The sequence below is a fragment of the Microbacterium sp. 71-23 genome (assembly GCF_001897265.1).
Classification (GTDB): Bacteria; Actinomycetota; Actinomycetes; order Actinomycetales; family Microbacteriaceae; genus Microbacterium; species Microbacterium ginsengisoli.
The window spans coordinates 117,397-142,785 of the sequence record NZ_MKSL01000035.1 but is presented as its reverse complement, the minus strand read 5'-3'; the positions used below and the strand labels follow the sequence as shown (position 1 = coordinate 142,785).

20 protein-coding genes are annotated in these 25,389 nt (G+C 71.9%); 12 read left to right on the top strand and 8 right to left on the bottom strand.

What is annotated here, in order from left to right:
* Positions 1-82 precede the first annotated feature (82 nt).
* Together BGO15_RS11275 and ligD are read left to right on the top strand one after the other, a co-directional pair.
* Positions 83-1,171 (top strand): SseB family protein, encoded by a 1,089-nt coding sequence (locus tag BGO15_RS11275; RefSeq protein ID WP_056518717.1) that lies wholly within the window; start codon positions 83-85, stop codon positions 1,169-1,171.
* Positions 1,172-1,211: 40 nt separating this feature from the next.
* Positions 1,212-2,231, top strand: a complete 1,020-nt coding sequence (gene ligD / locus BGO15_RS11270) for a non-homologous end-joining DNA ligase (RefSeq protein WP_056206009.1) — start codon at positions 1,212-1,214, stop codon at positions 2,229-2,231.
* A gap of 137 nt (positions 2,232-2,368) precedes the next feature.
* Here ligD and BGO15_RS11265 read toward each other — a convergent pair whose 3' ends face one another.
* The 5 genes from BGO15_RS11265 to BGO15_RS11245 form a co-directional block, all read right to left on the bottom strand.
* Entirely contained in the window at positions 2,369-3,400 is a 1,032-nt protein-coding gene (locus tag BGO15_RS11265; protein ID WP_235557373.1) for an ATP-dependent DNA ligase, read from the bottom strand.
* A 2-nt stretch (positions 3,401-3,402) separates the two neighbouring features.
* A complete protein-coding gene (locus BGO15_RS11260; protein WP_056206008.1) occupies positions 3,403-4,560 on the bottom strand; it encodes an AI-2E family transporter in 1,158 nt (385 codons plus the stop codon).
* 208 nt (positions 4,561-4,768) lie between these two features.
* On the bottom strand, positions 4,769-6,202 hold the full coding sequence (locus BGO15_RS11255; protein ID WP_056206007.1) for a phytoene desaturase family protein: 1,434 nt from the start codon (positions 6,200-6,202) through the stop codon (positions 4,769-4,771).
* Between the two features lie 2 nt (positions 6,203-6,204).
* A complete protein-coding gene (locus BGO15_RS11250; protein ID WP_056518719.1) occupies positions 6,205-8,568 on the bottom strand; it encodes an ATP-binding cassette domain-containing protein in 2,364 nt (787 codons plus the stop codon).
* Positions 8,569-8,646: 78 nt separating this feature from the next.
* Entirely contained in the window at positions 8,647-9,312 is a 666-nt protein-coding gene (locus BGO15_RS11245; RefSeq protein WP_045246005.1) for a TetR/AcrR family transcriptional regulator, read from the bottom strand.
* Positions 9,313-9,446: 134 nt separating this feature from the next.
* Here BGO15_RS11245 and sucC point away from each other — a divergent pair, with 134 nt between their 5' ends.
* From sucC to purH, 6 genes are all read left to right on the top strand, one after another.
* Positions 9,447-10,613: an ADP-forming succinate--CoA ligase subunit beta gene (sucC, locus tag BGO15_RS11240; protein ID WP_045246004.1), complete on the top strand. Its 1,167-nt coding sequence runs from the start codon at positions 9,447-9,449 to the stop codon at positions 10,611-10,613.
* A 30-nt stretch (positions 10,614-10,643) separates the two neighbouring features.
* Positions 10,644-11,546, top strand: a complete 903-nt coding sequence (gene sucD, locus BGO15_RS11235) for a succinate--CoA ligase subunit alpha (protein WP_045246003.1) — start codon at positions 10,644-10,646, stop codon at positions 11,544-11,546.
* 159 nt (positions 11,547-11,705) lie between these two features.
* Positions 11,706-12,146, top strand: a complete 441-nt coding sequence (locus tag BGO15_RS11230; RefSeq protein ID WP_056206006.1) for a nitroreductase family deazaflavin-dependent oxidoreductase — start codon at positions 11,706-11,708, stop codon at positions 12,144-12,146.
* A gap of 86 nt (positions 12,147-12,232) precedes the next feature.
* Positions 12,233-13,582, top strand: a complete 1,350-nt coding sequence (locus BGO15_RS11225) for a cell division protein PerM (RefSeq protein WP_056518720.1) — start codon at positions 12,233-12,235, stop codon at positions 13,580-13,582.
* Between the two features lie 9 nt (positions 13,583-13,591).
* Entirely contained in the window at positions 13,592-14,185 is a 594-nt protein-coding gene (gene purN, locus BGO15_RS11220; RefSeq protein WP_056206001.1) for a phosphoribosylglycinamide formyltransferase, read from the top strand.
* Positions 14,186-14,214: 29 nt separating this feature from the next.
* Positions 14,215-15,819, top strand: coding sequence for a bifunctional phosphoribosylaminoimidazolecarboxamide formyltransferase/IMP cyclohydrolase (gene purH, locus BGO15_RS11215; RefSeq protein WP_056518723.1), 1,605 nt, complete (start codon positions 14,215-14,217; stop codon positions 15,817-15,819).
* Between the two features lie 18 nt (positions 15,820-15,837).
* Here the strand turns inward: purH and BGO15_RS11210 are convergent, their stop codons facing one another.
* Positions 15,838-17,262 (bottom strand): dihydrolipoyl dehydrogenase family protein, encoded by a 1,425-nt coding sequence (locus BGO15_RS11210; RefSeq protein WP_056206000.1) that lies wholly within the window; start codon positions 17,260-17,262, stop codon positions 15,838-15,840.
* A 91-nt stretch (positions 17,263-17,353) separates the two neighbouring features.
* Between BGO15_RS11210 and BGO15_RS11205 the strand changes: the two genes are divergently transcribed.
* The 4 genes from BGO15_RS11205 (at position 17,354) to BGO15_RS11190 (ending at position 23,383) form a co-directional block, all read left to right on the top strand.
* A complete protein-coding gene (locus tag BGO15_RS11205; protein ID WP_273189794.1) occupies positions 17,354-18,832 on the top strand; it encodes a DNA-3-methyladenine glycosylase 2 family protein in 1,479 nt (492 codons plus the stop codon).
* Positions 18,829-19,329: a methylated-DNA--[protein]-cysteine S-methyltransferase gene (locus BGO15_RS11200; protein WP_056518725.1), complete on the top strand. Its 501-nt coding sequence runs from the start codon at positions 18,829-18,831 to the stop codon at positions 19,327-19,329. Before BGO15_RS11205 ends, BGO15_RS11200 begins: the two co-directional genes overlap by 4 nt.
* Positions 19,330-19,703: 374 nt before the next feature.
* Positions 19,704-21,572: an ABC transporter ATP-binding protein gene (locus tag BGO15_RS11195; protein ID WP_056518726.1), complete on the top strand. Its 1,869-nt coding sequence runs from the start codon at positions 19,704-19,706 to the stop codon at positions 21,570-21,572.
* Complete coding sequence (locus BGO15_RS11190; protein ID WP_045245911.1) at positions 21,569-23,383, top strand: ABC transporter ATP-binding protein; 1,815 nt, start codon at positions 21,569-21,571, stop codon at positions 23,381-23,383. The genes BGO15_RS11195 and BGO15_RS11190 overlap by 4 nt, the downstream gene beginning before the upstream one ends.
* A 265-nt stretch (positions 23,384-23,648) precedes the next feature.
* On the opposite strand, the gene BGO15_RS11185 is transcribed toward BGO15_RS11190, so the two are convergent.
* Together BGO15_RS11185 and BGO15_RS11180 are read right to left on the bottom strand one after the other, a co-directional pair.
* Complete coding sequence (locus tag BGO15_RS11185) at positions 23,649-25,046, bottom strand: glycoside hydrolase family 1 protein (RefSeq protein WP_056205997.1); 1,398 nt, start codon at positions 25,044-25,046, stop codon at positions 23,649-23,651.
* On the bottom strand, positions 25,043-25,389 hold a 347-nt coding region (locus BGO15_RS11180; RefSeq protein WP_286748300.1), incomplete at its 5' end, for a glycoside hydrolase family 31 family protein. The genes BGO15_RS11180 and BGO15_RS11185, both read right to left, overlap by 4 nt.

Sequence of the window (25,389 nt, the reverse complement as noted above, 5' to 3'; positions counted from 1 at the left end):
GTTCACCGGCCGTCGGCCGCCGCGCCCACAACTGTCCACACCACCGATAGGGCCCGTCCGAGCCCCGACGTAGGCTGTGCCCATGGCCCTCTTCTCCCGACGCCCCGCGCCGAACGCCGCTTCCGAATCGACGGATGCCGCGGCCCCCGCGCCGACGGGCGAGACCGCCGCCGCATCGGCTCTCGGCACAGCTGCCGGCAACACCACCGACGGCACCGCTTCCGGTGAGGGCGACATCACCGCGGCCGCCGAAGCCGCCTCCATCGCCGACGCCGTTCCCGAAGTGTCGATCTCGATCTCCACGTTCGGCGCGCCGGGCGCCGCGCCGGCCGCCGTTCCGGCGCCGGCACCCTTCACGCTGCCCTCGCCCGAGATGCCCGCCGTCACCGAGGCCGTGCCCGGCATGCCCGACAACGTGCTGCTCAAGGCGGCGCTCGCCGCCCTGGTCGCCGACGCGCCGGCGCCCCAGCTCATGAACGTCGCCCGTCAGCTGCTGCAGGGGCACCTCTACCTGCGGGTCAAGGGCGACGCCCGCGCCCTCGTCGACGCGGGCAAGGAGTTGCCGCTGTCGATCGCGACCCGCGGCGACGAGCGGTTCGCGCTCGTCTTCTCAGGCGGCGAGGCGCTGCGAGACGCCGTGAATGCCGACGGCGACACCGACACATCCGCCGTCTCGAAGCCCGCGATCGAGGTGCTGAACGAGGTGCTCACCGATGACTTCGCGGGCATCGCGATCGACCATGCCTCCACTCCGCATTCCGCGATCCTGCCGCGGCAGCTGCTCGAGCGTGCGCTGGTCGACCTCGACCCCGAGCTCGCCGTCAAGACCCTGCTGCTCGGTGCTCGGGATGCCGCCACCCCCGCCGCCGTCGCCGGTGTGCTCGTCAGCGCGCCCCTGTGGCTCGCCGCCCGCACCACCGAGTCGGGCGACATGGGCATCGCGGAGGTGCACACCGAAGACGGCACCCGCTACATCGAGGTGTTCTCGCACCCGCTCGAGCTCATCGCGCTCGGCCGCGGCGACGAGCCCGTGCAGATCACGGGCCCGCAGCTCGGCGCCGCGCTGCGCAGTGACGACGGCATCACCGGAGTCATCGTGGATCCGGCCGGACCGTGGATCTCCCTCACCCGCACCGACCTCGCCCCCGTACTCGCGCTCGATGCGCCCTAAGGTCCCGGCGCTCCCGCGCTATGCGCCCTAAGGTGAGGCCATGGCCGGCGACAGACTGACCCTCATCGTCCCGGGGCCCCACGGCGATCGGGAGATCTCGCTGTCGAGCCCCGGCCGCGTCATCTGGGCGGAATCGGGCATCACCAAGCGGGAGCTCGCCGAATATCTCATCGCCGTGGCGGGGCCTTTCCTTGAGGCGAACGGGCAGCGCCCGGTGTCGCTCGAGCGGTTTCCCGGCGGCATCGACGGCGACAGCTTCTTCTCCAAGAATCCGCCCAAGGGCGCCCCCGCGTACGTGGAAGCGGTCGACGTCACCTACCCGAGCGGACGGGTGCACCCGCAGCTCGTGCTCACCGAGCCCGCGGTCGCCGTCTGGGCGGCGCAGATGAACACCGTCGTCTTCCACCCGTGGGCCTCGCTCGCCGCGGCGCCCGACCTCCCCGTCGAGCTGCGCATCGACCTCGACCCGCAGCCCGGCACCGGCTTCCGCGAGGCCGCGGCCGTCGCGCCCGTGCTGGGCGACCTGCTCGCGGACGCCGGGTTGACGGCGTGGCTGAAGACGAGCGGGAACCGCGGCATCCATGTCTTCTGTCCCATCGAGCCGACGCATGAGTTCCTGGATGTGCGCCACGCCGTCATCGCGGTGGCGCGCGAGCTGGAACGACGGCTCCCCGACCAGGTGACGACAGCGTGGTGGAAGGAAGAGCGCGGGCAGCGCATCTTCGTCGACTTCAACCAGGCCAACCGCGACCGCACGATGGCGGGGGCGTACAGCCCGCGCGCGACGGCGGCCGCGACGGTGTCGACGCCGCTGCGGTGGGACGAGCTCGACGGTCTCGACCCGCACGCGTTCACCGTGCGCAGTGTGCCCGAGCGCCTCGCCGCGGTCGGCGACCCCTGGGAAGGGTTCGCGGCCGCGCCGGGTCGCATCGACGTGCTTCTCGACTGGTGGCAGCGCGACCTCGAGGCCGGGCTCGGCGAGCTCCCGTTCCCGCCCGAGTTCCCCAAGATGCCCGGCGAGCCGCCGCGCGTGCAGCCCAGCCGCGCGAAGAAGGACTGACCCGCGGGCGCACCCCGCCCCCTATCGCCGAATCCACTCCCGCGAGCCGAATCCCTGCTTCACCTGCGACGGGATGACGTGGACTCGACGCCCACCCGTGGATTCGGCGCCAAGCGGGGGCAGCGCTCGCGCGGCGCTCAGTCGAGAACGGCGGCGAGATCGTACGCCGCGATCTGATCGAGCTGCGCGAAGGTGCACGACGCGGCATCCCGATCGGGACGCCATCTCTCGAACTGCACCGTATGCCGGAACCGAGCTCCCTCGAGCTGGTCGTAGCGCACCTCGAGCACGCGCTCGGGGCGCAGACGCACGAACGAGACATCCTTCGAACCGGTGAACCTCGACCGCTCGCCCGCACCCGTCACGACCTCTCCGTCGGCGTCGCGCTCGACGAGCGGCTCGAGCTCGTCGACGAGCTCGAGCCGGCGCGCGGCGGTGAACGCCGACACCCCGCCGACCTGCCGCAGCTCGCCGTCATCGCCGTACAGTCCGACCAGCAGCGACCCGACGCCCGCGCCCGACGCATGCACGCGGTAGCCGAGCGCGACGACATCGGCCGTGCGCGCATGCTTGATCTTCAGCATCGTGCGCTTGCCCGGCGCATACGGCTCATCGAGCCGCTTCGCCACGACACCGTCGAGCCCCGCCCCCTCGAACTCGGCCAGCCAGCGACCGGCGACATCGGCGTCGAGGGTGGTGCGGGTCAGATGAACCGGATGCCCCACCCCGGCCAGCATCCGTTCGAGCCGCGCGCGGCGCTCACGGAAGGGCGCATCGACCAGCGGGTCGTCGCCCTCGGCGATCAGGTCGAACGCGATCAGCATCGCGGGGGTCTCCGTGGCGAGGCGCGTGACACGCGACGCCGCCGGATGGATGCGGGCGCTCAGCGCCTCCCAGCCGAGCCGCTGTGCACCCGGCTCCCCGGTCGCGACGACCAGCTCGCCATCGATCACGCACGGGCCCGGCAGCACCCGGGGGAGCGCATCGACGATCTCGGGGAAGTAGCGGGTCAACGGCTTCGCGCCACGTGACGCCAGCTCGACCTCGGTGCCGTCCCACGCGGCGAGCACGCGGAAACCATCCCACTTCGGCTCGAACGAGAGGCCCGCGGCATCCGGGATCGCATCGACACCCTTGGCGAGCATCGGCGCCGGCACGTCGTAGCGCACAGTCACCTCGCCTTCGCCCGCGCCCACCGGGCGGGCAGCTGCGGGCCGTCCCAGACCTGCACCGCCCCCCACACGACCGCCGTGATCGGCACGGCGAGCACAGCCCCGATCACGCCGCCGAGCACCGTTCCGACCGTCAACGCGATGAGGACGACGAACGCGTGCAGCCTCATGGAGCGCCCCATGAGCACCGGCTGCAGGAAGCTGCCCTCCAGCTGGTTCACGAGCACCACCACGCCGACGACGAGCAGGGCGTTGACCCAGCCGTTCGCGACGAGAGCGACCAGAGCCGCGAGGATGCCCGCGAGCGTCGCCCCCACGATCGGGATGAACGCGAGGAGGAAGACGAGCACCGCCAGCGGGATCGCGAGGGGCACCTGCAGGATCAGGAGGCCGATGAGGATGCCCACCGCGTCGACCGCCGCGACCGCCGCCGTGCCGCGCACGTACGACCCGAGCACCGACACCGTCTTGGTGCCGATGCGGCGCGCCCGCGCGTAGTGCGCTCCCTCGAAGGGGCGCAGCAGGAAGCTCCACATGCGCGCGCCATCCTTCAGGAAGAAGAACAGCACGACCACCAGCAGCACGAGCGAGGTGAGGAACGTCGCGACCGCGCTCACGCCCGCGAGCGCGCCCGAGCCGAACTGCGCGCTCGTCACGAATCCGCGCGCGGCGGTCAGCCAGTCATCGATCTGCGCGGCGTCGATCGCGATCGGCAGTGTCGCGATCCACTCCAGGAAGTGCTCGAACCCGCTCTGCGCCTGCGTCGACAGTTCGTCGAACTGGTCCCGCACGGCCCAGACGATCAGCCAACCGACGAGGCTGAGCAGCACGAGAATCGTGAACAGCGTGATCAGGGTGGCCGCGACATCCGGCACCCCTCGGCGTCGCATCGCACCCATCACCGGAGCGAATGCCGACGCGAGGATCAGCGCGAGCAGCAGCGGGATGACCACCACCGTCAACGAGCGGATGCCCCAGATCGCCCCCGCGAGCAGCGCCACCACGACGATGATCTGCATCGCCCGCGTCGCGAGCGTGCCGAAGCCGTCGGTCCACAGCGCGGCGAGGCGGGAGCGTGGCGAGAGGGGCGGAAGGTCGGGCGCGGTGATGGCGCGCGCGGTCGGCGGAGCGGAGCGTCGTCGTCGGAGCAGTCCCATGCCCCGACGCTAGCGTTCGTGCGGCGGGTGAGACAGGGGGTTGCCTGGGCGGGGGCGATAGGCGGCGGGCCGAATCAACGTCTGCGCGTCGATTCCATGCGTCACCGCGGGGGAGAGGGGGTGGATTCGGCGCGCAGATGTGGATTCGGCGGGGGTGGGGGAGGGAGAGAGAGGGGGGAGGGGAGCGGGGCGGGAAGCTCGCGCGTGCTCAGAACAGCGTGGCGAGGGACACCCGAGTGCCGGCGTCGGCCAGCGCCGTACGGGCGGCGTGCCAGCCCGCCATGCCGTGCACCGCAGGTCCGGGCGGGGTCGACGCCGAGCAGAGGTAGATCCCCGGCAGCGGGGTGCGCCACGGCGACCCGGCGAGCACGGGCCGCGCGACGGCCTGCGCGAGCGTGAAGGCGCCGCCCGAGACATCCCCGCCGACCTCGTTCGGGTTGCCGAGCTCACGGTCGGCGGCGGTCGTCGTGTGCGCCGCGAGCACGAGGTCGCGCACTCCGGGCGCGTGCCGCTCGAGTTCGGCGAGAACCGTCTCGAGCGGGTCCCGCCGCGACCCACCCGGAACATGCGCGTACGCCCAGAGCACGGCGCGCCCGGCGGGAGCGCGGGTGTCGTCGACGACGCAGGGCTGCACGACGATCACGAACGGATGCCGCGGCTCCCGCCCGCTCGCAACGATGCGCTCCGCGCGCACGGTGTCAGAGGCCGCCCCACCGAGGTGCACGGTGAGGGCGCCCGCGAGGAGCGGATCGGTCCACGGCACCGGCCCCGCGAGAGCGAGGTCGACCTTGGCGACGCCAGCGCCGTAGCGGAACCCGCGCACCCGCCGGCCGTACGCCCGCGGCAGCGCGGGGGAGGACAGCAGCAGCCTCGGCGACGTGTCGAGCATCACGAGGTCGCCGCGCGCCGCGTCGCCGCGGTCGAGCAGCTCGAGAGAGCGCACCCGCACGCCCGTCTCGAGGGTGCCGCCGTGTCGGTGCAGGTCGGCGATGAGCGCGTCGATGATCGCGCCCGCGCCGCCGCGCGGGACCGGCCAGCCCGCCGCCTGCGCGTAGGTGCCGAGCACGAGTCCGGCGGCGGACGCGGTGGGGGACGGCAGCCGCGTGTTCGCGTGAGCCGCGAGGCCGGTGAGCAGCGCCCGGACGGCGGCGTCACGCGGCGGCAGGGCGGTGACGGCGGCGGCCTGCGCGGCCAGCAGCGCGGCGGTGACGGGATGCCGCGGCATCCCGAGCAGCGCATCGGTCGCCGAGCGGGCGACCTCGTCGGAGCGGGCGACGAGCGGGGCGAACACGCGTCGCCAGGCCGGGCCCCCTGCGCCGAGCTGCTCGACCGTGCGGTCGAGGGAGCGCCACACCGCCGCGGCTCCGCCCCTGAGCGCGTGCGCGAAGGACAACTCGGGTGTGATCCAGTCGATCGGCGACGCTCGCGTGAACGCCCCGAAGAACGGCGAGGCGAGTGCCGCCGGATGCACCGCCGACCCGACGTCGTGGCGGAAGCCCGGCAGCGTGAGCTCGGCCGTGCGGGCTGCCCCGCCCGGGGCGGCGGCCGCCTCGAGTACGCGCACCTCGTAGCCTGTGCGCGCGAGGGTGACCGCCGCGGCGAGCCCGTTCGGACCCGACCCGACGACGGTCGCGCGTGGCACGGTCAGGCGCCGACGTACGCGGCGAGGTGCTCGCCCGTGAGGGTCGAGCGGGCCGCGATCAGGTCGGCGGGGGTGCCCTCGAACACGATCCGGCCGCCGTCGTGTCCGGCGCCCGGGCCGAGGTCGACGATCCAGTCGGCGTGGGCCATCACGGCCTGGTGATGCTCGATGACGATGACCGACGTGCCCGCGTCGACGAGGCGGTCGAGCAGCGCGAGCAGCTGGGCGACGTCGGCGAGGTGCAGTCCGGTCGTCGGCTCGTCGAGCACGTACACCTGCGCCTTCGTGCCCATGTGCACGGCGAGCTTCAGCCGCTGGCGCTCGCCGCCGGAGAGGGTCGTGAGGGGCTGGCCGATCGTCACATAACCGAGCCCGACGTCGACCAGCCGCTGCAGGATCGCGTACGCCGCCGGCACGGAGGTCGCTCCGGGGGCGAAGAAGGCCGCGGCATCCGCCACCGACAGCGCCAGCACCTCGCTGATGTCGAGGTCGCCGAGGTGGTAGTCGAGCACCGACGCGTCGAACCGCTTCCCCTCGCACACCTCGCACACCGACGACACCGTCGAGAACGGTCCGAGATCGGTGAAGACGACCCCCGCGCCGTTGCAGTTCGGGCACGCGCCCGCCGAGTTCGCGCTGAACAGTGCGGGCTTCACGCCGTTCGCCTTCGCGAACGCCGTGCGGATCGGGTCGAGAAGGCCGGTGTAGGTCGCCGGGTTGCTGCGCCGCGAGCCCTTGATCGCGCCCTGGTCGACCACCACGACGCCGTCTCGTCCCGCGACCGACCCGTGCACGAGCGAGCTCTTGCCCGAGCCGGCGACACCCGTCACGACCGTCAGCACGCCGAGCGGCAGGTCGACGTCGACGCCCTGCAGATTGTGGGTCGACGCCCCGCGCACCTCGATCGCCCCCGACGGCGTGCGCACCTCGGACTTCACCGCCGCGCGGTCGTCGAAGTGGCGCCCGGTGAGCGTGTCGGCGGCGCGCAGCTCGTCGACGGTGCCGGTGAACACGATGTTCCCGCCCGCCGTGCCGGCGCGCGGGCCGATGTCGACGACGTGGTCGGCGATCGCGATCGTCTCGGGCTTGTGCTCGACGACGAGAACCGTGTTGCCCTTGTCGCGCAGTCGCTGGAGCAGCTCGTTCATGCGGCGGATGTCGTGGGGGTGGAGTCCGACCGTCGGCTCGTCGAACACGTAGGTGATGTCGGTGAGGGCGGAGCCGAGGTGGCGGATCATCTTGATGCGCTGTGCTTCGCCTCCCGACAGCGTCCCCGACGCACGATCGAGCGAGAGGTAGCCGAGGCCGATCGAGGAGAACGAGTCGAGCAAGTCGCGCAGGCCGACCAGCAGGGGGGCGACCGAGGCGTCGTCGATCGTGCGCGCCCACGCCGCCAGGTCGCTCACCTGCATCGCGCATGCGTCGGCGATCGAGATGCCGCCGACGAGCGACGTGCGCGCCCCTTCGTTGAGGCGGGTGCCGCCGCACTCGGGGCACTGCTGGAACGTCACCGCCCGCTCGACGAACGTGCGGATGTGCGGCTGCATCGCCTCGACGTCCTTCGAGAGCATCGACTTCTGGATGCGCGGCACGAGGCCCTCATAGGTCAGGTTGATGCCGTTGACCTTCACCTTGGTCGGCGCCTTGTAGAGGAAGTCGTCGCGCTGCTTCGCCGTGAACGTCGAGATCGGCTTGTCGCCCGGGTAGAAGCCCGACTCGGCGTAGCCGCGCACCATCCACCCGTCGGCCGTGTAGCCCGGGATCGTGATCGCACCGTCGATGAGCGACTTCGTCTCGTCGAACAGCTGCGTGAGATCGATGTCGGAGACCGCGCCCATGCCCTCGCAGCGCGGGCACATGCCGCCGGTCTGCTCGAACCGGCGCACCTCCTTCACGGTGCGGCCGTCGCGCTGGCTCGTGACTGCGCCCTGGCCGCTCACGGTCGGCACGTTGAACGAGAACGCCTGCGGCGAACCGAGGTGCGGCGAGCCGAGCCGGCTGAACAGGATGCGCAGCAGTGCGTTCGCGTCGGTCGCCGTGCCGACGGTCGATCGAGAGTTCGCGCCGAGCCGCTCCTGGTCGACGACGATCGCTGTCGTCAGCCCCTCGAGCTGATCGACCTCGGGCCGCGACGGCGTGCCCATGAAGCCCTGCACGAACGAGCTGTACGTCTCGTTGATGAGCCGCTGCGACTCGGCCGCGATCGTGCCGAACACGAGCGAGCTCTTCCCCGAGCCCGACACCCCGGTGAAGACCGTCAGGCGACGTTTCGGGATGTCGACGTCCACCCCCGCGAGGTTGTTCTCCCGCGCGCCGCGCACGCGGATCCACTCGTGGGCGTCGGCGGCGGGTGAGGGCGTCGTCATGACGCCAGGGTAGTCGCGGCGCCCGTCATACCGGCGGGGGTCCGGTGCGATAGGTGTGAGAGCAGCGGATGCCGCGGCTCAGAGCTCGGCGGAGAGCCGCCGCGTGACCTCGGCCAGCGGCATCCGTCTCGGGAACACCGCCACGACCACGTCGTCGTCGGCACCCTCGGGGGAGGGGCCGACGTCGAAGCGCGCGAGCACGTCGTCGAGGGCGGCGCGGAGGGTCTGGGTCGGGATGCGCTTCGTGCCCCGCAGCAGCTGCCGGAGCACGTGGTTGTGCACCGCGGTGACCTCGGCGGCGAAGCTCACCGCCGTGAGCGGCTCGATGCCCGGCAGCGCGCGCCGCAGGTACTCGTCGAACAGGCGCTCGTAGCGGAACACCGTGACGATCTCGCGGTCGCGCAGCGTCGGCACCTGGCGCACCACGGTGTAGCGGCGGCGGGCGAGCTCGGGATCGGCGAGGTAGTGCCGGTAGACGATGAGGGATGCCTCGCAGATCGCCTCCCACGGATCCGCGTGCGCCCGATCGAGGAAGGTGCGGAGGCGCTCGAGCACCGCGTCGTGGTCGGCGAAGACGACATCGTCCTTGCCTCCGAACTGCCGGAAGAAGGTCGAGCGGGAGATGCCCGCCGCCTTCGCGATCTGGTCGACGGATGTCGCCTCGAACCCCTGCGAGGCGAACAGCTCGAGCGCAGCCTGGACGACGACGGTGCGTGCGTCGTCCGCCGGTGTAGTCACGCTCATGGAGGCCGAGCCTACTCGCGCTCACGGCGGAGGCACATCGGCACGCGGTATAGGCTGGGGCACTGGTCGTTTATCTCGACGTCGAGACGCTTTTGGAGCGTCGTCATCCCGTTCGCCCCAGCGAAGGAAGCACTGTGGATCTGTACGAGTACCAGGCACGTGACCTATTCGAGAAGTACGAGGTGCCGGTACTCCCGGGCATCGTCGCGGACACTCCCGAAGAGGTGAGGGCGGCCGCGGAGAAGCTCGGCGGCGTCGTCGTCGTGAAGGCCCAGGTGAAGACCGGTGGCCGCGGAAAGGCCGGCGGCGTGAAGGTCGCGAAGACCCCCGACGAGGCGTACGAGGCGGCCAAGGCCATCCTCGGCCTCGACATCAAGGGCCACGTCGTCAAGCGCGTCATGGTCGCCGGCGGCGCCCGCATCGACAAGGAGTTCTACTTCTCGGTGCTGCTCGACCGCTCGAACCGCTCCTACCTGTCGCTCAGTTCGGTCGAGGGCGGCATGGAGATCGAGGAGCTCGCCGTCGAGCGTCCCGAGGCGCTCGCGCGCATCGAGGTGAACCCGCTCACCGGCATCGACAAGACCAAGGCCGTCGAGATCGCCCGCGCCGCGAAGTTCCCCGAGGAGCTCGTCGAGAAGGTGTCCGACGTCTTCGTCAAGCTCTACAACGTCTACACCGGCGAGGGCGCGACCCTCGTCGAGGTGAACCCGCTGATCCTCGACGCCGACGGCAACATCATCGCCCTCGACGGCAAGGTGACCCTTGACGACAACGCATCGGAGGTGCGTCACCCCGAGCACGAGCTGCTCGAGGACAAGGATGCGGCCGACCCGCTCGAGGCGAAGGCGAAGGCCGCCGGCCTCAACTACGTGAAGCTCGATGGTCAGGTCGGCATCATCGGCAACGGTGCGGGCCTGGTCATGTCGACCCTCGACGTCGTCGCGTACGCCGGTGAGAACCACGGCGGCGTGAAGCCCGCGAACTTCCTCGACATCGGCGGCGGCGCCTCGGCGACCGTCATGGCCGCGGGCCTCGACGTGATCCTCGGTGACGCGCAGGTCAAGAGCGTGTTCGTGAACGTGTTCGGCGGCATCACCAGCTGCGTCGCGGTCGCGGACGGCATCGTGAAGGCCCTCGAGATCCTCGGCGACGCGGCCACCAAGCCCCTCGTCGTACGCCTCGACGGCAACCAGGTCGACGAGGGTCGTGCGATCCTCGCGGCGGCCGGCCACCCGCTCGTGACCCTCGCCGCAGGCATGGACGAGGGCGCCGACAAGGCCGCCGAGCTGGCGAACGCCTGAGCCGCGGCATCCGGATAAGGAACTAGGACTATGTCGATCTATCTCAACAAGGACTCCAAGGTCATCGTCCAGGGCATCACCGGCGGCGAGGGCACCAAGCACACCGCTCTCATGCTGAAGGCGGGCACTCAGGTCGTCGGCGGCGTGAACGCCCGCAAGGCCGGCACCACCGTCGCGCACAAGGATGCCGCGGGCGCCGACGTCGAGCTGCCCGTGTTCGCGTCGGTGGCCGAGGCGATCGCCGCGACCGGTGCCGACGTGTCGATCGCGTTCGTGCCGCCGGCGTTCACGAAGGACGCCATGATCGAGGCCATCGACGCCGAGATCCCGCTGCTCGTCGTCATCACCGAGGGCGTGCCCGTCGGTGACACCGCCGAGGCGTGGGCCTACGCGCAGAGCAAGGGCAACACGACCCGCATCATCGGTCCGAACTGCCCCGGCATCATCACCCCGGGCGAGTCGCTCGTGGGCATCACGCCGGCGAACATCACCGGCAAGGGCCCGATCGGCCTCGTCTCGAAGTCGGGCACCCTGACCTACCAGATGATGTTCGAGCTGCGCGACCTCGGCTTCTCGACCGCCATCGGCATCGGCGGCGACCCGATCATCGGCACGACGCACATCGACGCGCTCGCCGCCTTCGAGGCCGACCCCGAGACCAAGGCGATCGTCATGATCGGCGAGATCGGCGGCGACGCCGAGGAGCGTGCGGCGGCCTTCATCCAGGCCCACGTCACCAAGCCGGTCGTCGGCTACGTCGCCGGCTTCACCGCACCTGAGGGCAAGACCATGGGTCACGCCGGCGCGATCGTGTCGGGCTCCGCCGGCACCGCGCAGGCCAAGAAGGAGGCCCTCGAGGCCGCCGGCGTCAAGGTCGGCAAGACCCCGAGCGAGACCGCCGCGCTGCTGCGCGAGATCATCGCGTCGCTCTGATCGGAGCGCATTCGACGGGCCGGCGGTTCACCGCCGGCCCGTCGTCGTTCCCGGATGCCGCGGCCCGCGCCGCCGCGGATCGGTCCGTGCCGCGCGGCCGTTGCGTCGCACATGACGGATGCCGCCCCGCGCCGCGGTGCGCGGGGTTAGGGTGAGCGCATGCCTCTCTCCGGTGAGTACCTTCCGTCCACGGCCGACTGGGCCCGCACCCAGGCGGAGGCCTTCGAGGCCTCGAACGGCGCCGACGCCTCATCCCTTCGCGGCGCGGCGATCATCGTGCTGACGACCGTCGGCGCGAAGACGGGCGGCCTGCGCAAGACCGCGCTGATGCGGGTCGAGCACGACGGTCACTACGCGATCGTCGCCTCGAAGGGCGGCGCCCCGCAGCCTCCCGCCTGGTACTGGAACGTGCGCGCCAACCCGCACGTCGAGCTGCAGGACGCCGACGTCAAGCTCGACTACACCGCGCGCGAGGTCGACGGCGACGAGTACGCCCAGTGGTGGGAGCGCGCGGTCGCGGCATGGCCCGACTACGCCGAGTACCAGAAGAAGACCGACCGGCGCATCGCGCTGTTCGTGCTCGACCCGATCGGGCACTGAGAGCTCGTGCTCGACCCGATCGAGCACTGAGAGCTCGGGCGCGCCCGCCCGGCGAGCGCGGATGCCGCAGGTAGGGTCGGAAGGCCATGCAGCGCCTGGTCGTCACCCTCCTCGCCGCCCTCGATGCCTTCGTCGCGGCGGCCATCAGCGTCGGCGCCGCGGTGGTGCCCCTCGCGCTCCTGTGGATCACCGCCGTCAGCGGCGCCGGCCCCGCCGCGCTGTGGCAGGCGACCGCGGCCGTCTGGCAGCTCGGGCACGGCGTGCCGCTGTCGGTGACACTGCCGACGGAGTACCTCGTGCAGGCGGGCATCGACGACACGGCCGCCACCTTCACGCTCTCGCTCGCACCGCTCGCGTTCCTCGCGTTCACCTTCTTCTTCGCCGCTCGATCGGGCTCGCGCGCCGCGCAGGCGGGCGCCTGGGTGACGGGGGTCGTCTCGGGGGTCGTCGTGTTCGCCGCGGCATCCGCGCTGATCGCGCTGACCGGGGCGCAGCCGCTGGCGAGCGCCGCACTCTGGCAGGCGGTGCTGTTCCCGCCCCTCGTCTATCTCGCGGGTGCCCTCGCGGGCGCGATCGCCCGCGCATGGAGCGACGGCGACGACGGGCTCATCGACGCGGTGCGGTCCCGCACCGACGCACTGCCGGGCATCTGGCCCGAGGTGCCGGGTCTCGCCGTGCGCGGCGCGGTGACCGCCCTGACCGCACTCGTGGGCGTCTCGGCGCTGGCCTTCGCGGTCGCCGTCATCGTGCGGGGCACCGCGATCGTCACCCTCGCGCAGCAGGGCGGCGTCGATCTGATCGGCGCGGTCATGATCGAGCTCGGCCAGCTCGTCTACCTGCCCACCCTCATCGTCTGGACGATGTCCTATCTCGCCGGCCCCGGCTTCGCGCTCGGTGCCGGCTCGACGATCTCCCCCGTCGGCACCCACGCGGGCGTCGTGCCCGGCGTGCCTGTGCTCGCCGCGCTGCCGCCATCGGGGACCGTGTGGCTGCTCGCGCTCGTGCTGCTGCCGATCGCGGCGGGTGCGGTGGCCGGGTGGGTCGTGCGCTCCCGGGTCGCCGACGAGACCGCCACGATCGGCGGACACGAGCCGTGGGGTGCGCTCCTCGCCCTCACCGGCGCGATCGCACTGCTCGCGGGCGGGGGAGCGGCGCTGCTCGCCGCACTCGCCGGCGGATCGATCGGCCCCGGACGCCTCGCCGTCACCGGTCCCGACCCGGGCGCGGTCGCGCTCGCGGTCGCGATCGAGGTCGCGGTGGGAAGCGGCATCCTGCTGCTCGCCCCCCGCGGCGCCCGCGACGACGCCGATCGCCCCGCGCCGGTGACTCTGGGAGGGTCGCCGAGCGCCTGGTTCGACGTCGACGGCACCGGCCGCCCCGACCCGTCGAGCACCGGAGCGGGCGGTCGCGACGAGGGCTCCGAGGCTCCCCGTTAGACTGACCGGGTGCTGACGGTCGCCGTACTGATCTCGGGCACGGGCTCGAACCTCCGAGCCCTGCTGGACGCCGCCGCCGACCCCTCCTATCCCGCCCGCATCGTCGTCGTGGGAGCCGATCGCGAGGCGGACGGCCTCGCGCACGCCGAGGAGTTCGGCGTGCCGACGTTCGTCGTGCCGTGGCGCGGCGCAGCCGAACGCGACGCGTGGGGCGCGGAGCTCTCCGCGCAGCTGCGCGTCTGGCAGCCCGACCTCGTCGTGCTGAGCGGGCTCATGAAGCTGCTGCCCGCCGCGGTCGTCGACGAGTGGTCGCCCCGCATCATCAACACCCACCCCGCGTTCCTGCCCGAGTTCCCGGGCGCGCACGGCGTGCGCGACGCCCTCGCCGCCGGTGCCACCCAGACGGGCGCCAGCGTCATCGTCGTCGACGGCGGCGTCGACGCTGGCCCGATCCTCGCCCAGGAGCGTGTGCCCGTGCTCCCCGGCGACGACGAGAACGCCCTCCACGAACGCATCAAGCCGGTCGAGCGCCGCCTGCTCATCGACATCGTGCGCCGCATCGCCGACGGCGAGCTCGATCTCGCCGCGCCCGCCCTTCCCTGATCCGCAACCCCCGAGAACCGAGGAGCTCCATGGCCGGTCCCCGACACGATCCCGCCGACTACCGACCCCGCGACGTCGTGCCCGTGCGGCGCGCGCTCGTCTCGGTGAGCGACAAGACTGGGCTGCTCGACCTCGCCCGTGCCCTCGCCGACGCCGGCGTCGAGATCGTCTCGACCGGCTCGACCGCGGCCTCCATCCGGGACGCGGGCTTCGCCGTGACGGATGTCGCCTCGGTCACCGGCTTCCCGGAGTCGCTCGACGGCCGTGTGAAGACGCTCCACCCCGCCGTGCACGCGGGCCTCCTCGCCGACCTGCGGCTGGCGACCCACGAGGCCCAGCTCGCCGAGCTGGGCATCGCCCCGTTCGAGCTCGTCGTCGTGAACCTGTACCCCTTCGTCGAGACGGTCGCCTCGGGCGCCCAGGGCGACGACGTGGTCGAGCAGATCGACATCGGCGGCCCCGCCATGGTGCGCGCCTCGGCGAAGAACTTCGCGAACGTCGCGATCGTCGTCTCGCCCATGTCGTACCCCGCGATCATCGACGCGCTCGGCGCCGGCGGCACGACGCTCGACCAGCGCCGCGATCTCGCCGCCCGGGCGTTCGCTCACACGGCGGACTACGACCGCGCGGTGGCGACGTGGTTCTCCGAGGAGACCCTCACGACCGAGGACCTGCCCGCCCACCTCACGATCCGCGCAGAGCGCATGTCGACGCTGCGCTACGGCGAGAACAGCCACCAGCGCGCGGCGATCTACACGCGTGCGGGCGGCCACGGCATCGCCCAGGCGACCCAGCTGCAGGGCAAGGAGATGTCGTACAACAACTTCGTCGACGCGGATGCCGCGCTCCGCGCCGCGTTCGACATGGTGCTGCCCGCGGTCGCGATCATCAAGCACGCGAACCCCTGCGGCATCGCGGTCACCGCGGCGAACGCGCTCGACCCGATCGCGTCGGCCCACCTGCGCGCCCACGCCTGCGACCCGGTGTCGGCCTTCGGCGGCGTGATCGCCGCGAACCGCACCGTGACGCTCAAGATGGCCGAGAACCTGCGCGACATCTTCACCGAGGTGATCGTCGCCCCCGACTTCGAGCCGGAGGCGCTGGAGCTGTTCAAGCTCAAGAAGAACCTGCGCGTGCTGCGTCTTCCCACCGACTGGCGCCAGGAGCCCATGGATGTGCGGCTCGTCTCGGGCGGCCTGCTGCTGCAGGACGCCGACCGCTTCCCGGCCGACATCGACTCGGTGTGGAAGAACTGGCAGCTCATCACGGGCGAGATGCCCACGCACGACGAGCTGCAGAACCTCGTGTTCGCGTGGAAGGCCGGTCGCGCCGTCAAGTCCAACGCGATCGTGCTCGCGAAGGACTCCGCCACGGTCGGCATCGGCATGGGCCAGGTCAACCGCGTCGACTCGTGCCGTCTGGCCGTCGAGCGGGCGGGCGACCGTGCCGCCGGGTCGGTCGCGGCATCCGATGCGTTCTTCCCGTTCTCCGACGGACCGCAGGTGCTCATCGACGCGGGCGTCAAGGTCATCGTGCAGCCGGGCGGCTCGGTGCGCGACGACGAGACCATCGAGCTCGCGCGCGAGCGCGGCGTCACGATGTTCTTCACGGGCGAGCGGCACTTCTTCCACTGACCCGCGCGGCGCGCGGCCTCAGGCGGTCGCGCGCCCATCGGTCTCGAGCAGGCGCAGCCACACCTCGCTGATCGTCGGATACGACGGCACCGCGTGCCACAGCCGCTGCAGCGGCACCTCGCCGACGATCGCGATCGTGGCGGAGTGCAGCAGCTCGGCGACATCCTGACCGACGAACGTCGCGCCGATGATCACGTCGCGCTCGCCGTCGACGATCATGCGGGCGCGGCCGCGATAGTGGTCGGCGTAGGTGGAGGCGCCCGCGACCCAGGACAGGTCGTAGTCGACGACCCGGATGCCGCGCCCCGCCGCCCGCGCGGCCGCCTCGGTGAGACCGACCGACGCGACCTCGGGATCGGTGAAGGTCACCTGGGGAACGGCGGCGTGGTCGGCCGTCGCGACGTGCCGGGACCACGGGGCATGCGACACGTCGGCACCCGTCGCGCGCGCGGCGATCACGTCGCCCGCCGCGCGTGCCTGGTACTTGCCCTGATGGGTGAGCAGCGCCCGACGGTTCACGTCGCCGACGGCGTAGAGCCAGTCGGTGCCCTCGACCCGCAGGGTGTCGTCGACCGTCAGCCACGCCCCGGGGGCGAGGCCGACGGTCTCGAGGCCGAGGTCGTCGGTGCGCGGCACGCGTCCCGTCGCGACGAGCACCTCGTCGGCGTGCACGCGGGTGCCGTCGTCGAGCGTCAGCACGGCGTTCTTCTCGGCACGGTGCGCCGCGGTGACGTTCACGCCGGTGCGCACGTCGACGCCGCGCTCGACGAGCGCGTCGCGCACGATCTCGCCCGCGAACGGCTCCATTCCGCCGAGCAGACCGCCGCGTGCGAGCACCACCACCGATGCGCCGAGGTCGTTGTAGGCGGTCGCCATCTCCACAGCGACGACACCGCCGCCGATGATCGCGAGGCGCCCGCGGATCTCGGTCGCGGCGGTCGCCTCGCGGCTCGTCCAGGGGGCGATGTCGGCGAGTCCCGGAGTCGCGGGCAGGAGGGCGGCCGTGCCGGTGCTCACCGCGACCGCGTAACGGGCGATGAGCGTCGTGCGGGTGCCGTCCGGGCCCTCGACCTCGACGCGCCGCTCGCCGGCGAGGCGTCCGTGACCGCGCACGAGGTCGATGCCCGCTCCCTCGAGCCAGCGCACCTGCGAGTCATCCGACCAGTCGTGGGTCATGCCGGTGCGTCGACGCAGCACCCCCGCGACATCAGGTCGTTCGCCGGTGACCTGACGTGCACCGTCGACGTCGCGGGCCGCTCGCAGCGCCGCCCCAGCGCGCAGCAGCGCCTTCGACGGCATGCACGCCCAGTAGGAGCACTCGCCGCCGACCAGCTCGCTCTCGACGATGACGACCGACAGGCCGCCCTGCACGGCGCGGTCGGCCACGTTCTCGCCCACCGGCCCCGCGCCGATCACGATCAGGTCGTAGGTGCGTTCGCTCATGACCTCACGGTAGCCCCGGGGTGGGACGCTCCGGCACGGCGATGTCCGAAAACCGCGAGCCGGATGCCGCGGCCCGTGCCAGGCTGGGGGCATGCCCGGCCTCAGTCTCACCTTCGACGAGCGGTATCGCGCCATCCGGTCGCGCGACGTGCGCTTCGACGGGCAGTTCGTGACCGCCGTGCGCTCGACCGGCATCTACTGCCGGCCGAGCTGCCCGGCGCGCACCCCCCACGAGCGCAACGTCACGTTCTACTCCACGAGTGCCGCGGCGCACGAGGCCGGCTACCGCGCCTGCAAGCGCTGCCTGCCCGAAGCCGCTCCCGGCTCGCCGGACTGGAACCTGCGCGGCGACATCGCGGGCCGCGCCATGCGCTTCATCGCCGACGGCATCGTCGAGCGCGAAGGCGTGCCCGGGCTCGCGCGCCGGCTCGGCTACTCGAGCCGGCAGCTCGGTCGCATCCTGCAGGCCGAGCTCGGCGCCGGCCCCCTCGCCCTCGCCCGGGCGCATCGGGCCCATACCGCGCGCATGCTGCTGGTCGGCACGGACCTGTCGATGACGGATGTCGCCTTCTCCGCCGGGTTCGCCAGCATCAGGCAGTTCAACGAGACCGTGCGAGAGGTGTTCTCGCTCGCTCCCACCGACCTGCGGCTGCGCCGGCGCTCCCGGGTCGCCGCCGGGCACGGCGAGATCGACCTCGCCCTGCCGCACCGCACGCCGCACGAGACCGCCGGAGTATTCGCGTGGATGGCGGCGCGCGCGGTGATCGGCGCCGAGGTCGCGACATCCACCTCGTTCGCCCGCACCCTGCGTCTCGCCCACGGCACCGCCTGGTTCGAGGTGCGCAGCGACGGCGACACCCTGCGGCTGCGCGCCCGCCTCGAACGCCTCGCCGACCTCGCCAGCCTCGTCGCCCGCGTGAGGCGGCTGTTCGACCTCGACGCCGACCCCGACGCGATCGACGAGGCGCTCGCCTCCCATCCCGAGCTCGCCGCGAGCGTCGCCGACGCACCGGGCGTGCGGGTGCCGGGCGCCGCCGACCCGCACGAGATGCTGATCCGCGCCATGGTCGGCCAGCAGATCACCGTCGCCGCGGCGCGCACCGCGCTCACGACCCTCACCGACGAGCTCGGCGAGCGGATCGAGCCGATCGAGACCGCCGACCGACTCTTCCCGACGATGCGCGCGATCGCCGACCACGGCGCCGAGGTGCTGCGCGGCCCGGCCGCCCGCATCCGCGCCATCACGGGGGCGGCCTGCGCGCTCGCCGACGGCGAACTGGAGCTCACCACCGGCGACGACGGCGCCGCCCAGCGCGAGGCGCTGCTCGCGATGCCCGGCATCGGCCCGTGGACGGCCGACTATGTGCGCATGCGCGTCATCGGCGACCCGGACGTGCTGCTGCCGGGCGACGTCGCCGTGCGCACCGGCGCCGCACGGCTGGGCATCCCTGCCGATCCCGCCGGGCTCACCGCCTGGGCGGACCGCGTCGCGCCGTGGCGCAGCTACCTCACCGCACACCTGTGGCGTGCGGCATCCGCCCCGCTGACTCCCCGAAAGGCGTCCTCATGACCGCCCGCACCTTCGCCGTCGTCGACACCCCCGACGGCCCCTTCGCACTCCTCGCCGACCCGGACGGCGCCGTCGTCGCCTCGGGCTGGACCGCCGACCTCGATGCCCTCCTCGCGCGCCTCCCCGAGCGCGAGCGCGGCGTCGACGTCGTGTCCGGTGCGAGCGAGCACACCGCCGCGGTCGAGGCGTTCTACGCGGGCGAGGTCGCCGCGATCGACACCGTGCCCGTGCGCCAGTGGGGCACGCCGCTGCAGCAGCGCGGGTGGGCCGGTCTGCGGGCGATCGCGGCGGGGCATCCGCTCACCTACGCCGAGTTCGCCGTCGCGCTCGGATCGCCGACCGCCGTGCGCGCCGCCGCCTCGATCTGCGCCCGCAACGCGCCCGCGCTCTTCGTGCCCTGCCACCGCGTGCTGCGCACCGGCGGCGCCATGGGCGGATTCGCCTGGGGCGTCGAGGTCAAGCGCTCGCTGCTCGCGCGCGAGGCCGCCGCGCGCTGACGCGCCACGCTGCGCGCCGCGCTCGCCGTCGCATTCGCCCCCACCCCACCCCCACCTCCACCTCCACCGATTTCGCCGAATCAACCCCCGCCCGCCGAATCAACGCGCCGCCGACGTCGCTATGGCGTGGATTCGGCGCCAACGTGTGGATTCGGGCCGTGGGGTCGGGCGGCGCGGAGGGTGGCGGAGATCGGGTGGGGGAGTGCGCGGCGCGGAGGGTGCGCGGCAGGCTGTGGATGCCACGGCTCGCGCCGCGCCGGCACCCGCGGGAATCCGCGGCGACACGCCAGCGTTGCGCTCCGGAGAAGCTGGGAATAAGCTGGAGGGCTCGCCACTCGGCGGACCTCCCCCCCCACACGACACACAGCATCACCATGACTCAGCGACCCCAGGAACAGCTCTCCACCCTGCGCGCGCTCGCGCGCCTCATCCCCTTCGCCCGTCCGGTGCTCCCGCGCCTCGCGGCCGGCTTCGCGTCCGCGCTCGGCGCGGCGATCGTGAGCCTCGTCATTCCGATCGTGCTCCAGATCACCGTCGACGGGCCGATCGCGCAGGCCAACATCGCCCTCATCATCTGGGCGTCGCTCGGGGTGCTCGCCCTCGGCGTGCTCGAGGCGCTGTTCGTGTTCCTGCGCCGGGCGTTCGTGCTGACGCCGGCGACCGGTGTCGAGTTCGAGATCCGCCAGCAGTTCTACCGGCGCCTGCAGCGTCTGCCCGTCGCCTTCCACGACCGGTGGCAGTCGGGGCAGCTGCTCAGCCGCATGATGCAGGACATCAACCTCGTGCGCCGGTGGCTCGCGTTCGGCTCGATCCTGCTCGTCGTGAACCTCATGACGGTGCTCATCGGCGCGGTGCTGCTGTTCAACTGGCACTGGGCGCTCGGCACCACCTTCCTCGTCGTCTCGGTGCCGCTGTGGTACTTCGGCTTCCGGTTCGAGCGGCAGTACGGCCGTCTCGCGCGCCTCAGCCAGGACCAGGCCGGCGACCTCGCCACCGCGGTCGAGGAGAGCGTGCACGGCATCCGCGTGCTCAAAGCGTTCGGCCGTGGCCCCCACGCCCTGCGCAAGTTCACCCGCCAGGTCGAGTCGCTGCGTGCGACCGAGCTCGGCAAGGCCCGCGAAGTCGGCACCCTGTGGTTCTGGCTCGAGGTCGTGCCGATGGTCGCCTTCGCGCTCTGCCTGCTGGTCGGCATCCTGCTGGCCAGCTCGGGTCAGCTGAGCGTCGGCGAGCTGTTCGCGTTCTTCGCGATGGCGACCGCGCTGCGGTGGCCTCTCGAGTCCCTCGGGTTTCTGTTCTCGTTCCTCATCGACACGCGCACAGCGACCGACCGCATCTTCGAGGTGCTCGACGAGGAGAACACGATCGTCGACCCCGAGACGCCGTCGACGGTCGCCGACCCGCGCGGGCGGCTCGTCTTCCGCGGCGCGCGGTTCCGCTACCAGGATGCCCCGGCGACTGAGCGCGATCTGCTCGACGGCATCGACCTCGAGCTCGAGCCCGGCGAGACCATGGCGCTCGTCGGACTCACCGGCTCCGGCAAGACGACGCTCACGACCCTGCCCGGACGCCTGTACGACGTCACCGGGGGCTCGGTCGAGATCGACGGCGTCGACGTGCGCGACCTGCGGCTCGACGAGCTGCGTCGCCACATCGCGATGGCGTTCGAGGATGCCACGCTGTTCTCGGCGTCCGTGCGCGAGAACGTGCTGCTCGGCCGTGACGATCTCGACGTGCGCAGCCCCGAGGCCGAGGCAGTGCTCGCCGAAGCGCTCGAGATCGCGCAGGCCCAGTTCGCCTACGACCTGCCGCAGGGCGTCGACACGACCGTCGGCGAGGAGGGTCTGAGTCTCTCCGGCGGTCAGCGTCAGCGCCTCGCGCTCGCCCGCGCCGTCGCGGCGGCGCCGTCGGTGCTCGTGCTCGACGACCCGCTTTCGGCGCTCGACGTCGAGACCGAGGCCAAGGTCGAGGCGGCACTGCGTCGCGTGCTGGCCACCACGACCGCGCTGATCGTCGCCCACCGTCCCTCGACCGTGGCGCTCGCCGACCGGGTCGCAGTGCTGGAAGACGGCCGCATCACTGCGGTCGGCACCCACTCCGACCTGCTGCGCGACAGCGAGCACTACCGCTTCGTGATCTCGAGCCTCGAGATCGAGAGCGAGCAGCGGCGCGAGGCATCCGATGACGACCATCGGTACGACGAAACCGGTCCGATCGATCTGAGCGAGAGCGAGGTGCGGGCATGAGCACCACCGTGCAGGGCACCCAGGGCGAAGACCGCAACGACTACACCGCAGCCGAGAGTCGGGCGATCCGTCGCCGTTCGCTGCGCCTGCTCGGCTCCCTCGTCTCGCCGATGAAAGGACTGCTGAGCCTCACCGCGATCGTCGTCATCGCCTCGACGGGCTTGCGCGTGCTCGGTCCCGCGCTCATCGCGTACGGCATCGACAACGCCCTGCCGGCGGTGCTGCAGAACGCCGATTGGATGCCGGCGGCCGCCGTCACCGCCGTCTACATCGTCACGGGCATCAGCGGCGCGCTGCTGATCGGCTGGTTCGTCGTGCTCTCGGCTCGGCTCACCCAGGCGATCCTCATGGACCTGCGCACCCGCATCTTCCGGCACACCCAGCGACTCAGCCTCGAGTTCCACGAGACGTACACCTCGGGTCGCATCATCTCGCGGCAGACGAGCGACCTGGAGTCGATCCGCGAGCTGCTCGACGGCGGACTGAACCAGCTCGTGCAGGGCGCGCTCTACGGCATCTTCACGCTGGTGGCGCTCTTCCTGATCGACTGGCAGTCGGGGCTCGTGCTCGTCGCAATGGGCATCCCGCTCGTGCTGCTCATGCGCTGGTTCTACCTCGAGTCGCAGAAGGGCTTCCGCGAGTCGCGCGTCGTGAGCGCCCGTCTCATCGTGCACTTCGTCGAGACGATGACCGGCATCCGCGCGGTGAAGGCGTTCCGCAAGGAACGCCGCAACGACGAGGAGTTCGCCGAGGTCGCCAGCGACTACCGGCGCGTGAACCTCAGCCTCGTGAAGCTGTACGGCGTGCTCGACCCGGGTCTCATCCTGCTCGCGAACGTCACGATGGCGGTCGTGCTGGTGTGGGGCGCGGTGCGCGTGACCGGCGGCTTCCTCGAGATCGGTGTGCTGCTGGCCGCCGTGCTCTACATCCGCAACTTCTTCAGCCCGCTCGAAGAGGTCGCGATGTTCCTCAACTCGTACCAGTCGGCCACGGCGGCGCTCGAGAAGGTGTCAGGCGTGCTCGAGGAGTCGCCCAGTGTGCCCGACCCCGCCACGCCGACCGCCCTGCCGAACGCGCGCGGTGCGGTGCGGTTCGACGAGGTGCAGTTCGCATACGGCAGTGGCCGCGTCATCCTGCCGGACTTCTCCCTCGACATCCCGGCGGGTCAGACGATCGCGCTCGTCGGCACCACGGGAGCCGGCAAGTCGACGCTGGCGAAGCTGATCTCGCGCTTCTACGACCCGACTCGGGGAGCGGTGACGCTCGACGGTGTCGACCTGCGTGCGCTGTCGCAGGGCGACCTTCGCCGGGCGATCGTGATGGTCACGCAGGAGGCGTACCTGTTCAGCGGCACGGTCGCCGACAACATCGCGCTCGGCAAGCCCGACGCGACGATCGATGAGATCCGTGCCGCGGCGCGCGCGGTCGGCGCCGACGGCTTCATCCGGTCGCTTCCGGACGGCTACGACACCGACGTGAACAAGCGCGGCGGTCGCGTCTCGGCCGGTCAGCGGCAGCTGATCTCGTTCGCGCGCGCGTTCCTCGCCGACCCGGCGGTTCTGATCCTCGACGAGGCGACGGCGTCGCTCGACATCCCATCGGAGCGCCTCATCCAGGACGCCCTGCAGACCCTGCTGGCCGACCGCACGGCGATCATCATCGCCCACCGCCTCTCGACGGTCGCGATCGCCGACCGGGTGCTCGTGATGGAGCACGGCCGCATCATCGAGGACGACGCCCCCGCCGCCCTCATCGCGGGAACCGGCACGTTCGCGAAGCTGCACGCCGCCTGGCGCGAGTCGCTGGTGTGAGGATGCCGCGGCCCGCGCTCTGCGCGTCCCGGCGCCGCGCTCGCCGCGCTCCTCTCGCCGTCACCCCGCCGAGTCCACGCTCGCCCGCCGAATCCACGCGTTCCTCGCAGGCACGACGTGTGGACTCGGCGGTGGGGTGTTGATTCGGCGTCGTTCGAGGGTGAGTGCGAGAGCGACAGCGAGGGCGAGGGCGAGGGCGAGAGCGAGGGCGAGGGCGAGGGCGAGGGCGAGGGCGAGAGTGAGAGCGAGAGTGAGAGCGAGGGCGTCAGGGCTGGGAGCGGATGAGGTCGCGGTACCACAGCGCGCTCGATTTCGGCGTGCGCGCGAGCGTCTCGAAGTCGACGTGCACGATGCCGAACCGCTTCGCGTAGCCGTATCCCCACTCGAAGTTGTCGAGCAGCGACCACACGTAGTACCCGCGCAGATCGACACCCGCATCGAGGGCGTCGCGCGCGGCCGCGAAGTGCCGTGCGAGGTAGTCCACTCGCAGCGGGTCGTCGACGCGGCCGTCCGGCGAGACGACGTCGTCGAAAGCCGCGCCGTTCTCGGTGACCATGAGCGGCTGCGCGGGGAACTCGGCCGACAGGGCGAGCAGCAGCTCCGTCAGGCCTTCGGGCGCGATGTTCCAGCCCATCGCCGTATGAGGACCGGGTTGCTCGACGAACTCGACAATGGCGTCACTGCCCGGCCAGGCGGTTCCGCCCGCCGCGGCCTTGTGCCCGTCGTTGCTCTGGCGGGGGGAGGCTCCGTCCCACAGGCGCACAGTCGCCGTCGAGTAGTAGTTGACCCCGAGTACGTCCAGGGGGTGGTGGATGAGTGCCAGATCGCCGGGCCTCACGAACGACCAGTCCGACACGGCGGACGTGTCCGCCAGCAGATCCGCGGGGTATTCCCCGTGGAGCATGGGCCCGGTGAAGGCGCGGTTCGCGAGGGCGTCGATGCGACGCACGGCCTCGTCGGCGCCGTCGCCGGCACCGCGAAGCACGTGGAAGTTGAGCGTGACCGACAGGCCGGGATCCGCGGTCGAGGATGCGCGCAGGGCCGCCGCACCGAGTCCGTGAGCCAGGTTGAGATGATGCACGGCGGCGAGCGCCGCCGCCGGCTCGGTGCGTCCGGGCGCGTGCCCGCCTTGCCCGTAGCCGAGGTAGGCCGAGCACCAGGGCTCGTTCAACGTCGTGAACGTGTCGACGCGGTCGCCGAGCGCTGCGCCGACGACCGCCGCGTACTCCGCGAACGCCTCCGCGGTCTCGCGCACCGGCCAGCCCCCGGCATCCTCCAGCGGTTGGGGGAGGTCCCAGTGGTACAGCGTCGCGACGGGACGGATGCCGCGTGCTCGGAGCCCGTCCACGAGGCGCGAGTAGAAATCGAGTCCGGCGTTGTTCACTGCGCCGCGCCCGTCGGGAATCACGCGAGGCCACGAGATCGAGAAGCGATAGGCCCGCAGGCCCAGTTCCGCCATGAGGTCGAGGTCGCTCTCCCACCGGTGCAGATGATCGCACGCGACATCGCCGGTGTCGCCGTTCCAGACCTTCCCCGGAGTGCGGCTGAACGTGTCCCAGATCGACGGTCCGCGACCGGCGTCGGTCGCCCCGCCTTCGACCTGGTAGGCGGCGGTCGCCGATCCGAACACGAATCCCGGCGGGAAGACGAGCGGATGCGTCATCCCGTCACCGCCGTGCGGTCGACGTCGAAACTCTGCGCACGCCCATCCGGTGTCGTCACGGTGATCGTCGCGATGCCCGAACCGCCCGGGAAGACCCGCAGCTGCAGGCCGTCGAGGTAGTCGTAATCGGGACGGTCGGTGCGGGCGCCCCAGGGGAGCACCGCTCCGGGCCGCACGTAGAGGGGGAGACTCGTGACGTCGTGCATTTCGCGACGCCAGCCGCCGCCCTCGACGACCTCGCCGGTGAGCAGGTGCGTCCACGGCCCGGCGGGAAGGTAGAACTCCACCTCGCCCGACGCGGACAGCACCGGGGCCACGAGCAGATCAGCGCCGAGCATGTACT

What these genes read in the sequence shown, in the direction of transcription:
- BGO15_RS11195 (WP_056518726.1), top strand. Translation starts at nt 19,704, where the DNA reads ATGACTCAGCGACCCCAGGAACAGCTCTCCACCCTGCGCGCGCTCGCG.
- purH (WP_056518723.1), top strand. Translation starts at nt 14,215, where the DNA reads ATGGCCGGTCCCCGACACGATCCCGCCGACTACCGACCCCGCGACGTC.
- BGO15_RS11210 (WP_056206000.1), bottom strand. Translation starts at nt 17,262, where the DNA reads ATGAGCGAACGCACCTACGACCTGATCGTGATCGGCGCGGGGCCGGTG.
- sucD (WP_045246003.1), top strand. Translation starts at nt 10,644, where the DNA reads ATGTCGATCTATCTCAACAAGGACTCCAAGGTCATCGTCCAGGGCATC.
- BGO15_RS11225 (WP_056518720.1), top strand. Translation starts at nt 12,233, where the DNA reads ATGCAGCGCCTGGTCGTCACCCTCCTCGCCGCCCTCGATGCCTTCGTC.
- BGO15_RS11260 (WP_056206008.1), bottom strand. Translation starts at nt 4,560, where the DNA reads ATGGGACTGCTCCGACGACGACGCTCCGCTCCGCCGACCGCGCGCGCC.
- BGO15_RS11200 (WP_056518725.1), top strand. Translation starts at nt 18,829, where the DNA reads ATGACCGCCCGCACCTTCGCCGTCGTCGACACCCCCGACGGCCCCTTC.
- BGO15_RS11245 (WP_045246005.1), bottom strand. Translation starts at nt 9,312, where the DNA reads ATGAGCGTGACTACACCGGCGGACGACGCACGCACCGTCGTCGTCCAG.
- BGO15_RS11205 (WP_273189794.1), top strand. Translation starts at nt 17,354, where the DNA reads ATGCCCGGCCTCAGTCTCACCTTCGACGAGCGGTATCGCGCCATCCGG.
- BGO15_RS11275 (WP_056518717.1), top strand. Translation starts at nt 83, where the DNA reads ATGGCCCTCTTCTCCCGACGCCCCGCGCCGAACGCCGCTTCCGAATCG.
- BGO15_RS11230 (WP_056206006.1), top strand. Translation starts at nt 11,706, where the DNA reads ATGCCTCTCTCCGGTGAGTACCTTCCGTCCACGGCCGACTGGGCCCGC.
- BGO15_RS11250 (WP_056518719.1), bottom strand. Translation starts at nt 8,568, where the DNA reads ATGACGACGCCCTCACCCGCCGCCGACGCCCACGAGTGGATCCGCGTG.
- BGO15_RS11190 (WP_045245911.1), top strand. Translation starts at nt 21,569, where the DNA reads ATGAGCACCACCGTGCAGGGCACCCAGGGCGAAGACCGCAACGACTAC.
- ligD (WP_056206009.1), top strand. Translation starts at nt 1,212, where the DNA reads ATGGCCGGCGACAGACTGACCCTCATCGTCCCGGGGCCCCACGGCGAT.
- BGO15_RS11185 (WP_056205997.1), bottom strand. Translation starts at nt 25,046, where the DNA reads ATGACGCATCCGCTCGTCTTCCCGCCGGGATTCGTGTTCGGATCGGCG.